Source organism: Rhodococcus kronopolitis (assembly GCF_042654025.1).
Taxonomy (GTDB): domain Bacteria; phylum Actinomycetota; class Actinomycetes; order Mycobacteriales; family Mycobacteriaceae; genus Rhodococcus_G; species Rhodococcus_G kronopolitis.
Genome location: NZ_JBHSFO010000001.1, coordinates 105,340 through 117,145, shown reverse-complemented (window position 1 = coordinate 117,145; position 11,806 = coordinate 105,340). Strand labels below are relative to the sequence as shown.

Below are 11,806 nucleotides of genomic sequence, written 5' to 3'. Positions count from 1 at the left end.
GGCCGAACCCAACGGGTCGGGCGAGCGGGTGGGCCTACCGGCTCACTCGCACGGCACCGCGCGCGGATGCGCCGGGTCGAGGGCGTTGAGCACCAGGTAGCCCGCCCGCTTGGACTCGGTGAGCGCCACGTGGTCGGAGTCGTCCTGCTCGCAGCCGTCCTGGACGACGATGTTGGTGACGTCGTAGCCGGGCGGGCCGGGCACCATGCCCTGGGTGTAGGGCACCACCTGCTCGTCGTGCCGGGTGCCGATGTTGGTGTACCGGATGCCCTTGACGTAGGGCGTCCCGTCGGCGTTGATCGTGTCCACGAACGTGGACCCGGCCGCGAACTGGCCGCAGGCCTGGCAGATCGGGAACGCGGTGTCCGGCAGCCTCAGCACGTCGCGCAGGTCGAGCAGTCCCCGGTTGGAACCGAGAGCCTTCGTGCCCAGCCAGAGCGGCGCGAGTGAGACGTAGTTGGTGATCCTCGCCTGCCCGCCGAGGACCTTCGCGTAGTACTCGGGGACGATGGTGCCCTGCGAATGGCCGACGATGTCGACGGTCGCGGCGCCGGTCGCGGCCAGTACCCGGTCGACGAGGGCGCCGACCTCACGCGCGCTGCCCTCGATCGGGCGCATCCCGCCGATCGCCGAGATCGGCCACGGTCCGGGAATGGCCCCGTAGGTCAGGGTGAACACGCAGTACCCGGCGTTCTTGAGCATCGGGACGTAGGGGCCCCAGGTGATCTGCTGTCCGCCCGTCGTCCCGTGCACCAGCACCACCGGCCGCGGGTGCTCGGCGGTGGTCCTGCACTCGAAGTCGTTGGCCCCGGGCAGCGACCCGCCCGGATTGGTCAGCTCGCTCCGGATGCCGGTGGACGTGCCGTACTGCTCCGGGAGCGGGTCGGCGTTCGCGGCGACCGTTGCGAACGGCACCACCAACGCGACCAGGGCGAGCGACAGGACCACAGCACGGGATGCCCGGAACATTTTCCTCCGATTGACGAACGGGAACCGAACCTAGCAATCGTGCCGGTGGCGCACCGGCGAACGCGTCATCTCGATGACGGCACCGAGGCTACGGCAGCGCGACCAGGCTGACGGTGGTGCCGGGCTCGACCCGGTCGCCGGGGCCGGGGGTCTGCGAGATGACCAGCGAGCGGTCGGACGCGGCGACCTGACGCACCCGCACGTCCAGCCCGAGCCGGGCCAACTCGTCGCGAGCCGAGCCGACCGTGCGGCCGAGCAGCGAGGGCACCTTGATCGCCGTCGAGACCGTCAGGGTCACCGTGGACCCGGCGCCCACCTGGGTTCCCCCGGTGGGCTCGGTGGCGACGACGTCGCCGGCGTCGACACCGGCGTCGAAGACCTCGCGGGTGCCCGACACCGCGATGCCGAGGCCGTCGAGTTGCGAGCGGGCCTCGGCGAGCGAGGTGCCGCGCAGGTCCGGGAGCTGGACCGGCGGTGAACCCTTGCTCCGGACCATCCGTACCTGGGAGCCGACGTCCAGCGCGGTGCCGGGCGCCGGGTCGAGCGCGGCGATGCCGCCTGATGGAATCTTGGCGCTGAAGGCCTCGCCGCCCTCGGCGGGGACGAGGGTGCGCTCGCGCAGGGCCTCTTCGATCCGGGCCTGGTCGCCGCCCGCCAGGTCCGGGACGGTCGGCCGGCCGAGGGAGAACTTCAGCGCGACGGTGCTGCCCCGGGCCACCTTGGACCCGGCAGCCGGGTCGGTGCCCAGCAGCGCGTCCACCGGCGCGGTGTTGTCGTAGCTGCCGCGGTTGACCGAGACCAGCCCCGCGGCCTCGACGGTGGACGTGGCCGCGTTGCGGTCGAGTCCGTCGATGGCGGGCACCGCGACGTACCGGCCGGACCCGAACCACCAGCCGCCGACACCGACCGCCACGGCCAGCGCGAGGACCACCCCGAGCCACACCGCCATCGTCCGGCGGGACCGCCGGCGCTCCGTGGCGAAGTCCGGGAACTCGTACTGCGCCCCGTCGCGTCGCTGCTGCTTGGTGGCGGTGCCCGCCGGCTCGCCGGGGTCGCCGGGTCCGAACGCGTCCGGCCCCGGGGCGGGGTGGCCCGGACGCGGCGTCGCGGTGGTGACCACCTTGGTGTGCTGCACCCCGCCTGGCGCGGCCCCCGCCGCGGGGCCGGGGCCGTGCCCGGTCACCCGGGTGGTGGCCGCCGCGTCACCGGCGACCGCGCCTGCGACCTGCATCGCGGCGCTCAGGTGCTGGGCGGAGCGCTTGGGCGCGGGGACCCGGTAGGCAGGTAACTGCAGTTGCCCGCTCACCGAGCGCAGCGCCGCCGACATCTCCGCGGCGTCGCCGAACCGTTCCTCGGGGTCGCGGGCCGTGGCGTCGAGCACCAGCCGGTCGAACTCCTCGGGGACGCCGGGGACCAGGGTCCCGGGGGCAGGCACGTCGGCGTTGATCCGCTGGTAGGCGATGGACAGGGAGGTGTCGCCCGTGAACGGGGTCTGCCCGGTGAGCATCTCGAACAGCAGCACCCCGGTCGCGTACACGTCGCTGCGGGCGTCGGCGTTGCCGCTGGTGACCTGCTCGGGGGAGAGGTACGCGGCGGTGCCGAGGATCACGCTGCTGGAGGTGGCGTTCGACCCGGCGACGGCGCGGACCAGACCGAAGTCGGCGATCTTCACCTCGCCGGAGTCGGAGATGAGGATGTTCTCGGGCTTGATGTCGCGGTGCACCAACCCGGCGCGGTGGGCCACGGCCAGGCCGTCGAGCACCGGGCCGGTGACGGCGGCGGCGGCGTGCGGCGGCATCGGGCCGCGCTCGCGCAGCAACTCGCGCAGCGTGCCGCCTGCGACCAGCTCCATCACCAGGAAGGCGTGTTCGCCGTCGACGCCCTGGTCGTACACCGCGACCAGACCGGGGTGACTGAGCCGGGCCACCGCCCGTGCCTCGAACTCGAACCGCGACACGAACTGCGGGTCGTTGGCGAACTTGGGGTCCATCACCTTGATCGCCACGGGCCGGTCCAGGCGGGTGTCCATGCCCCGGTAGACCATCGACATGCCGCCGCGCGCGATCGGGGCGTCCACCCGATAGCGGCGGTCCAGCACCATGCCGATCAGTCGCTGATCTCCTGGACCCACCCTCGAGTACCCCATTTCCGTCGATGCCGTTCGCATCGATCGTAGCCAGCATCACCGACGGGTGCCCGCACCGTGCCGACCGGGCCACGGGCCGTCGGGACAGGCGGCCCCGGGCCTGCACAGTCCGCCTTCGCCGCGGCGGGGACGACCCGATACCGTTACCCGTGTGAGTGCCATTCCTTATTGCGCCGATGTCCTCGATCCGGCCGTCGACGTCCTGCAGCTGCCCGACGTCTCGAAGCTCCTCCGACTCTCCGTCACCCGGGTGCAGCAGATGCTCCGCGACGGCGAGCTGATCGCGGTCCGCCGCAACGGTGTGATCGCGGTGCCGTCGGTGTTCTTCGACGAGGCCGGCGAGGTGGTCCGGTTCCTGCCCGGCCTGCTGGTGGTGCTGCGCGACGGGAACTTCAGCGAGGAGGAGATCCTGCGCTGGCTGTTCACCGAGGACGAGTCCCTGCCGGGTACCCCGATCTCGGTGCTGCACACCGACCACGGCCGGGAGATCGTCCGGCGCGCCCAGGCGATGGGGTTCTGACCCCGGCATTGGGGTTCTGACCAGGGTCGACCAACCCGCTTTGCCTTCGAGCGGAACGCCCGGGGACTACCCTGCACAACCATGGCATCCCTGGAAGGCAAGGTCGTCCTGATCACCGGAGCCGCCCGCGGCGTCGGCGCGGAGGTGGCCCGCCGCCTGCGGCGGCGTGGCGCCCGACTCCTGCTCACCGATCTCGACGCCGAGGCGCTGGCGGTGCTGGCCGCCGAACTCGGCGACGAGCACGTGCTGACCGTGGTGGCCGACGTCTGTGACCTCGAGTCGATGCAGGCCGCGGTGGACCGCGGTGTGGCCCGGTTCGGTGGCCTCGACATCGCGGTGGCCAACGCCGGAATCGCCAGCTACGGCTCGGTGCTGGCCGTCGACCCGGCGGTGTTCCGCAAGGTGCTCGACGTCAACGTGCTGGGCGTGTTCCACACCGCCCGCGCCGCGCTGCCCGCTCTCGTCGAGCGGCGGGGCTACCTGCTGGTGGTTTCCTCGCTGGCCGCCTACACCGCCAGCCCTGGATTGGCCGCGTACCACGCGTCCAAGGCGGGGGCGGAGTACTTCGCGAACGTGCTGCGACTCGAGGTCGCGCACCTCGGAGTCGACGTCGGATCCGCGCACATGGCCTGGATCGACACTCCGCTCGTGCAGGAGGCCAAGGCCGACCTGCCGTCCTTCCGGAAGATGCTCGCCGCGCTGCCCGGCCCGTTGAGCGGGACCACCTCGGTCGAGGCCTGCGGTCGACGCTTCGAGCGGGGGATCGAGAAGCGGGCGAGTCGGATCAACGTCCCCGGCTGGGTCGGCGCGCTGCGCTGGGTGCGGCCGCTGGTGCAGACCCGGCTCGCCGAACGCGACATTCGGCGGCTCACCCCCGTGCTGCTCCCCGAGATGGACGCGGAGGTTGCGGCTCTCGGCCGCTCGCTCAGTGCCCGCACCGAGGCCCTCGAGGGACCGAAGACCGGCTAGTTGCCGCCCCGCCCGCGCAGCGCGGCCACCGCACTGCCGAGCAGGGGCGCCGCCGCCAGTACGAGCCGCCGCCGCCGCGGCACCACGGCGCGCCGGTCGAGCACCCGGAACCCGGACTCCTCGACCGCGCCGAGGATCGCCGAGTACAGCTCGAACGCCGCGACCATCCCGGGCCGCGCCCGCGGCTCGAGCAGGTCCAGGCCCGGCCGGGCCCGCCGGTACAGCGCCCGGTTCAGGCACACGAAGTGCGCCAGCGCCCGCTCGATCCGCGGGTCCGACCGGCCGGTGTGACGGCAGTACCGCAGCAGGTCCGCGTCCACACCGAACACCGCCAGTTCCTCGGTGGGCAGGTACAGACGACCCCGGGCCAGGTCCTCGCCGACGTCTCGGATGAAGTTGGTCAGTTGGAAGGCCTCGCCGAGCGCGGCGGCGGCGGGCTCGGCCTGCGCGAGCGTCGTGACGGTGCCCAGCACGGGCAGCATCTGCAACCCGATCGCGGCCGCCGACCCGTGCATGTACTCGCGCAGCTGCGTCATGGTGGCGTACTCCGCCCGGTAGCCGGGCGCGCCGGGGAGGTCCATCCGCATCGCGTCGAGGAAGACCGTGAAGTGCGCCGGCGCGATCGAGTACCGGGTGATGGTGTCGGCCACCGCACGGACCACCGGGCGGGCCGCGGTCGGCCCGGGGGCGGCCAGGGCGGCGTGCAACTCCGCCTCGATCCGGTCCAGTTCGGCCAGGCAGTCGGTGACGGGCCGGCCGGAGACCGCGTCGACGTCCACCACGTCGTCGACGGTCCGTGCGAAGCCGTAGAGCGCGTGCACTGCTGGCCGACGCTCGGCGGGCAGCAGGCGGGTGGCCAGGAAGTAGCTCTTGCCGTGCTCGGCAGCCAGGGTGCGGCAGTGCCGGTAGGCGCCGGCGAGGGCGGCGTCGGAAGACGCGGTGTCGAGGGAGACTGCCGTCACGGCGTGGCGGGCGCCGCGGCCGTGACCGGAACCGTGTCGGCGTGTTCACGGACCGAGCGCAGCCGCAGCGGGTCGACGGTCACCAGTGACTTCGCCGCCACCACTGCGGCGAACGTCGCCAGCAGCACGTGCGGCAGCGTGTACAGCCCGATCGAGCCGTCCGGCTGGAAGACCAGCATCAGCCAGGTCGACAGGCCCACCACGACCATCAGGGTGGTCCTCGACATGGCGAAACCGGCGGCAATCGCCAGCGGCCACGAGTAGTACCAGGGCAGTGCGGCGGGGGAGAGCACCACGATGGCGACCAGTGCGACCAGGATGCCGAGCACGGCCTGCCGCGGTGTGGTCCGGAAGCGCCACCAGACGTAGACCAGGATCCCGACCAGCGCGATCGCGCACAGCATCCGGGTGACCTCGAGCACCGGCGCCTGGGTCAGCCCCGTCAGCCACGAGGTGCTCACGGTGACCACGTGCGCCAGGATCGTCGGCAGCGAGAGCCAGTTGATGATCTTCGCGGAACCGGACAGGGCGGTGAGCCACCCGATCCCGACGCCGGCGACCATCGACGCCGTCGCGAACACACCGAGGAAGACCGCGAAGCCGGCGCCCGCGGTCCGGACGAACAGCGCGATCGGCCCGGCGGGCTCGCGGCCCTCGGCCTTGGCGCGGTCGCGTTCGTGGATGATCCAGATCCACACCAGGAACGGCAGTGCCACGCCGGCCATCGCCTTGACCGCGACGCCGAGAGAGACCACCGCGATGCCGGCGACGTGCCTGCGGTCGAGCACCAGGGTGATGCCTGCCGTCATCAGGCCGACCATGAGCAGTTCGTTGTGCACGCCGCCGATCAGGTGGATCAGGACCAGCGGGTTGAGCACCGCCAGCCACAGCGCGACCGCCGGGTTGCCGCCGAGCTGGCGGGCCAGTCGGGGCAGCGCCCACATCATCAGCACCAGGCCGGGCAGCATCGTCAACCGCAGCAGCATGGTGCCTGCCACCACGTTGTCGCCGGTGATCGAGGTGATGCCCTGGCCCAGCAGCAGTGCGATCGGACCGTAGGGGGCGGTCGTGGTGGTCCAGACGTTGCTCACGTTGTCCAGCAGCACACCGGGATTGGCGACCGGGCCGACGGCGTAGGGGTCGAAACCGTCGCGCAGCAGGGCGCCCTGAGCCAGGTACGAGTAGGCGTCGCGGCTGAACATCGGCACGGCCAGCAGCATCGGAGCCGTCCAGGCCGGCACGACCATCATCAGCTCGCGCACGCTGACGCGGTCGCCGAGCACGCAGCGTCCCAGGCGCACCCACGCGGCGATCATCAGCAGCACGCCGACCCACACCACCACGGTCGAGAGCACCAGGCCGTGTCCGAACCGCAGCCAGGACAGGTGCAGCGCCTCGAGCAGCGGGTCACGCCGACGGATGCTGCCCGAGCCGAAGCCGCCGAAGGTGATCATCACGGCACCGATGAGACCGAGGACCGCCGCGTGGCCGGCCTCGCTCCGGGCGAACAGCGCGACCTCCCGGAGGCGTCCGCCGGACGAGACCGCGTCCGGGCTGTCGACCACGGGCCCGTCGGCAGTGGGAATGCGGTCGGTCATCAGTGCGGATCTTCCCCCAAAGTAGCTGGTGACTGCGTTCGGCCAGCGCGTCTCGGGCGGCGGAATGCATGGACGGTCACCTAGTTTAGTGGCTCGGCCGCCCGGCCGGGTACTCGCCCGTGATCCGCTGGGCCGCGAGCTTGCCGGAGACCAGTGCCGTGGGGACCCCGACGCCGGGCGTGGTGCCGCAACCGGCCAGCACCACGTTCGCGGCGCCGGTGTCGAGGTTGCCGCGTCGGAACGGTCCGGTCTGGGCGAAGGTGTGGGCCGCCGCGAACGGCGATCCGGCGGACATGCCGCGGTCGGCCCAGGTCTGCGGGGTGTCGAGCAGGTCGACCCGGAAGTGCTCGACGATGCCGGTGTAGCCGCGACGTTCGAGCTCGGCGAGCAGCTCGCGCAGGTACGGCCGTCCGAGCCGCGCCCAGTCCAGCGGTGCGCTGTCGAGGTTGGGGCACGGCGCCAGCAGCGAGAGCGGTTCGTGGACCTGCCCGTCCCGGGTCAACCGCAGCGCGGGATCGCTGCAGGCCGGCCGGGTCAGCAGCAGCGACGGATCGCTCATCAGCCGGCCGCGACCGTCGCGCGCGGTGATCTCGGTGAAGGTGCGCGCCCAGGCGTCCCCGAAGTCGATGGTGTGATGCCCCGAGTCGGTCCAGCCCGCCGACACCTCGACCGGCACGGTGCCGTGGGCGACGACGGCGGACGGGGAGTGCCGCACCCGGCGCCGACGGCGCTGCGGCGGCAGTAGGCCGGGCGCGCCGCCCAGGTCCGCGGTCAGCACCACGGCGTCGGCGTCGTACGCGGCGTCGGCGGTGTGGACCCGGCGGGCCCGGCCGCCGGCGTACTCGATGCGGGTCACCTCGGTGCCGAGGTGCAACCGGCCGCCCGCCGCGGTGAACGCACCGGCCAGCGACTCGGCGACCGTGCGCATGCCGCCGTCCGGGAAGTAGACGCCCATCGAGGTGTCCATGTGGGCGATGGCGCCGTAGATCCCCAGCGCCTTGGCCGGGCTGGTGCCGGCGTAGAGCGACTGGAAGGTGAAGATCCGCTGCAACCGCGGGTCCTCGACCATCCGCGCGACCCGCGGACCGAGCCGACCGAACGCGCCGAGGCGCACCAGCGTCGTCAGGTTCCGCAGGGCGGCCGGCGAGCTCGCCAGGTCCACCGGGGAGTCGAAGTTGGCGTCGATGAAGGTGTCGAACTCGGCGCGGAAGACCCGCTCGAGCCAGCCGCGCAGCCGCCGGTAGCGGACCGCCTCGGCGGACCCGAACACCCGGCCCACCTCGGCGGCCATCGCGTCCGGGTCGGAGTGCACGGACAGTGCGGTGCCGTCGGCGAACCGGGCGTGGTACGCGGGTTCGAGCAGGCGCATCCGCAGCGGCGGGCTGACGCTCTCGAGGTCCTGCCCGACCGCCGCGAGTGCCTCGGACACCAGTTCCGGCATGGTGAGCACCGTTGCGCCGCTGTCGATCTCGTAACCGGGACCGGTGTAGACCCCGACCCGACCGCCGACCGAGGTGTCGCGTTCGAGCAGCGTCACCTCGCGGCCGGCCCCGAGCAGGTGCAGGGCGGCGGCCAGGCCGGAGAGCCCGGCACCGACCACCACCACCCGGCCGGTGGGGCCGGGGACGCTGCGCGGCACTACGCGCTCCGGCGGGTCGCCGCGAGCGCCATCTCCCGCAGCCTGGTCTTGGCCGCCGCTTCCGCGGCGCTCTCGTCCAGGGCCTGCAGGCCGCTGGCGGTGAGTTCGGCGATGCGCCGTTCCACCTCGTCGACCGCGCCGAGGTCGGTGATGACGCCGCGCAACTGCTGGACCTGCGCCTCGGTGAGGTCGGTGCCGATGCTGCGGCGCAGCAGCTCGGCCTGGGCGGGGTCGGTGGCGTCGGCGCGCAGCAGGGCCTCGGCGAACAGGACGGTCCGCTTGCCCTCGCGCAGGTCGTCGCCGGACGGCTTGCCGGTGACGGCCGGGTCGCCGAAGACGCCGAGCAGGTCGTCGCGCAACTGGAAGGCGATGCCGATGTCGGTGCCGAAGGCGCGGTAGGCCGCGACCAGGGCGGCGTCGGCGCCTGCCAGCGCGGCACCGAGGTGCAGCGGTCGCTCGATCGTGTAGGCGGCGGTCTTGTACCGGTTGATCCGCAGCGCCGCGGCCACCGACTCGTCGGCGGTCACCTCGGTGCTGATGTCCAGGTACTGGCCGCCGAGCACCTCGGTGCGCATCGCCGACCACACCGGGCCCAGTCGGGTCTGCGTGGCCGCGTCAACGCCGGACTCGCGGATCATGTCGTCGGCCCAGGCCAGCGCCAGGTCGCCGAGCAGGATCGCGACCGACTCGCCGAATTTCGCCGGCTCGCCGGACCAGTCGCCGTCCCGGTGGGCCGCCGCGAACTCGACGTGCAGCGTCGGGTGGCCGCGCCGGGTGCGCGAGGAGTCGATGATGTCGTCGTGCGCCAGGGCGCAGGCCTGCACCAGCTCCAGCGCCGAGCACGCGCGCAGCACCGCGGCGGCGTCCGCTCCGTCGGGGTCGCCGCCTGCGCCGAGCCAGCCGGTCCAGGCGAAGGCGGGGCGTACCCGCTTGCCCCCGCGCAGCACGAACGCCTCCAACGCCGCGACTGCGGGGGTGAAGGTGCCGCCGACCTCGTCGGTGACGGTGCGGCGGGAGGCGAAGAACTCACCGAGCGCGGCCTCGACCGCGGCGGGCAGTGAGTCGGGGTGGGCAGGGTCGGGCGTGGTTGCCTGGGGAGAGGCGGCTCCGGCGGACAGGGTGCGCTCCTGGGTGAGGGTGGAGACCCGGGGGTACGCCCGGGGACGTGCTCGTGGGGACCAGCTTAGTGGTCGGCGCGGTCCGCCAATCCTCGCCACTATGCTTGGGCCGTGACATTTGATGCTGTCAGGGGGCGATCCAGCGATGGCTGGGTGACGCAGACCCCGTCGATCGTGGACCGAATCGGCGCGAGTGAGGCCACGGGACGGATTCCGTTCTCCGTGGAGTTCTCGCCGCCGCGTGACGCCGACGCCGAGGCGCGCCTGTGGCGTGCCGTCCGGACGTTCGAGGGACTGCAGCCGGCGTTCGTGTCGATGACCTACGGCGCCGGCGGGTCCACCCGGGACCGGACGGTGCGGGTGACCGGCGACCTCGCCGAGCAGACGACACTGCTGCCGGTGGCGCACCTGACCGCGGTCGGTCACAGCGTCGACGAGTTGCGTGCCATGGTCGGCGCGTACGCGGACCGCGGGATCAGCAACATCCTGGTGCTGCGCGGCGACCCGCCCGGCGACCCGCTGGGCGAGTGGACCAAGCACCCGGAGGGCGTCGAGTACGCGGAGGAACTGGTCCGGCTGGTCCGCGACCTCGGCGACTTCCACGTCGGGGTGGCGTCGTTCCCGGAGGGCCACCACCGGGCGCCGGATCTCGAGCACGACACCAGGCACCTGGTCGCGAAGCTGCGGGCCGGTGCCGAGTACTCGATCACCCAGATGTTCTTCGACGTGGACGACTACCTGCGGCTGCGGGACCGGGTGGCGCGCTTCGACCCCGAGCAGGGTGCGAAGCCGATCATTCCGGAGATCATGCCGATCACCTCGCTGCGCTCGGTCCGGCGGATGGTCGAACTGTCCGGTTCCCGACTGCCGAGCGCGCTGGAGGAGCGGCTGGACCGGGCGGCGGGCGCCGGCCCGGAGGAGGACCGGGCCGCGGTCCGCGAGATCGGCATCTCGGTGGCGACCGAGCTGGGCGAACGACTGATCGCCGAGGGCGCGCCGTGCCTGCACTTCATCACGTTGAACTTCGCCAGGGCCACGCACGAGGTGCTCAGCCGGCTGGGTCTGGCCGAGCCCGCCGCGGCGGCGCCGGCACCGGTGGCCGGCGCAGGCGCGCGCTGACCCGTCAGGCGTCGGTCTTGTCGCGGTCCTGCCCGGGGGCCGTGAACCGCGGCGAGCGGTCGCGGGCCAGGTAGCCCATCGCGCCGATGATCAGGGCGACGGCGAGGGTGACGCCGGCGACGATGCCGGCCCAGCCCGCGAAGCCGCGGGTGCTCGGGTCGGCGTAGCGGACCTCGGCGCGCAGGGTGCTCACCTCGCCGGGCGGCAGTTTCCAGGTGACGATGGAGTCGCCGTCCCTGGTGCCGTTTGTGGTGGCCACCCGGGACGGGAACGCGATGCTGAACTGGACGTCGCTGCCGTCCGGGACGGCCTTGAGGTCGGCCTTGCCGTCCAGCGTCACGACGTCGCCGGACCGCTGGAAGCTCAGCTGCAGGGCGCTGCCGGTCCGACTGGACATCGAACCGAGCTGCTGTACCTCGCCAAAGGTGAGATCGCTGAAGAAGGCCTGGCTGCCGACGAAGCCGTCCTGCCGGTACTCCTGCACCCGGATCTTGTCCTCCAGCGAGCTCGGGACGACGAACTGCGGCCCGGTGTCCTTGTCGTCGGCGGGCACCGTCGCGGCGACCACCTGACCGGACACCCGGTCGTCTGGGGAGACGCCCATCGAGACCTGGACCCGCAGGCAGGCGCTGAGCAGCGGCACGCAGATCAGCAGGAGCAGGGACACCGCGAGCAGGCGCGCGCGGGACGGACGTCCGGCGCGGGCGGGAGCGGGGGGCAACGACACGGCGAGGGGCAATGACACATCGACATGGTGCCAGTCCGC

10 protein-coding genes are annotated in these 11,806 nt (G+C 72.7%); 3 read left to right on the top strand and 7 right to left on the bottom strand.

Features of this window, described 5'->3' with window-relative positions; genetic code table 11:
• Positions 1-42 precede the first annotated feature (42 nt).
• On the bottom strand, positions 43-969 hold the full coding sequence (locus ACFO6S_RS00500; RefSeq protein ID WP_378413115.1) for an esterase/lipase family protein: 927 nt from the start codon (positions 967-969) through the stop codon (positions 43-45).
• Positions 970-1,057: 88 nt separating this feature from the next.
• On the bottom strand, positions 1,058-3,100 hold the full coding sequence (gene pknB, locus ACFO6S_RS00495; protein ID WP_378413113.1) for a Stk1 family PASTA domain-containing Ser/Thr kinase: 2,043 nt from the start codon (positions 3,098-3,100) through the stop codon (positions 1,058-1,060).
• 166 nt (positions 3,101-3,266) lie between these two features.
• On the opposite strand from pknB, the gene ACFO6S_RS00490 reads away from it, so the two are divergent.
• Complete coding sequence (locus tag ACFO6S_RS00490; RefSeq protein ID WP_378413111.1) at positions 3,267-3,635, top strand: Rv2175c family DNA-binding protein; 369 nt, start codon at positions 3,267-3,269, stop codon at positions 3,633-3,635.
• A gap of 81 nt (positions 3,636-3,716) precedes the next feature.
• A complete protein-coding gene (locus ACFO6S_RS00485) occupies positions 3,717-4,604 on the top strand; it encodes an SDR family oxidoreductase (RefSeq protein ID WP_378413109.1) in 888 nt (295 codons plus the stop codon).
• On the opposite strand, the gene ACFO6S_RS00480 is transcribed toward ACFO6S_RS00485, so the two are convergent.
• The 4 genes from ACFO6S_RS00480 to ACFO6S_RS00465 all read right to left on the bottom strand — a co-directional run bounded on the left by ACFO6S_RS00480 (position 4,601) and on the right by ACFO6S_RS00465 (position 9,921).
• Positions 4,601-5,566, bottom strand: a complete 966-nt coding sequence (locus ACFO6S_RS00480; protein WP_378413107.1) for a phytoene/squalene synthase family protein — start codon at positions 5,564-5,566, stop codon at positions 4,601-4,603. The genes ACFO6S_RS00485 and ACFO6S_RS00480 overlap by 4 nt on opposite strands.
• Positions 5,563-7,164 carry an alpha-(1->6)-mannopyranosyltransferase A gene (locus ACFO6S_RS00475; protein WP_378413105.1) on the bottom strand — a complete coding sequence of 534 codons (1,602 nt, stop codon included), beginning with the start codon at positions 7,162-7,164 and terminating at the stop codon, positions 5,563-5,565. Before ACFO6S_RS00475 ends, ACFO6S_RS00480 begins: the two co-directional genes overlap by 4 nt.
• An 85-nt stretch (positions 7,165-7,249) precedes the next feature.
• Positions 7,250-8,803 (bottom strand): phytoene desaturase family protein, encoded by a 1,554-nt coding sequence (gene crtI / locus ACFO6S_RS00470; RefSeq protein ID WP_378413103.1) that lies wholly within the window; start codon positions 8,801-8,803, stop codon positions 7,250-7,252.
• Complete coding sequence (locus ACFO6S_RS00465) at positions 8,803-9,921, bottom strand: polyprenyl synthetase family protein (RefSeq protein ID WP_378414027.1); 1,119 nt, start codon at positions 9,919-9,921, stop codon at positions 8,803-8,805. Before ACFO6S_RS00465 ends, crtI begins: the two co-directional genes overlap by 1 nt.
• Positions 9,922-10,074: 153 nt before the next feature.
• Between ACFO6S_RS00465 and metF the strand changes: the two genes are divergently transcribed.
• Complete coding sequence (gene metF / locus ACFO6S_RS00460; RefSeq protein WP_378413101.1) at positions 10,075-11,040, top strand: methylenetetrahydrofolate reductase [NAD(P)H]; 966 nt, start codon at positions 10,075-10,077, stop codon at positions 11,038-11,040.
• Positions 11,041-11,044: 4 nt separating this feature from the next.
• Here the strand turns inward: metF and ACFO6S_RS00455 are convergent, their stop codons facing one another.
• Positions 11,045-11,767, bottom strand: coding sequence for an LppM family (lipo)protein (locus ACFO6S_RS00455; RefSeq protein ID WP_378414025.1), 723 nt, complete (start codon positions 11,765-11,767; stop codon positions 11,045-11,047).
• Between the last annotated feature and the right edge of the window lie 39 nt (positions 11,768-11,806).

Bases quoted from the DNA above. Each gene is read 5' to 3' on its own strand.
- ACFO6S_RS00500 (WP_378413115.1), bottom strand. From the start codon at position 969: ATGTTCCGGGCATCCCGTGCTGTGGTCCTGTCGCTCGCCCTGGTCGCG.
- ACFO6S_RS00485 (WP_378413109.1), top strand. From the start codon at position 3,717: ATGGCATCCCTGGAAGGCAAGGTCGTCCTGATCACCGGAGCCGCCCGC.
- ACFO6S_RS00475 (WP_378413105.1), bottom strand. From the start codon at position 7,164: ATGACCGACCGCATTCCCACTGCCGACGGGCCCGTGGTCGACAGCCCG.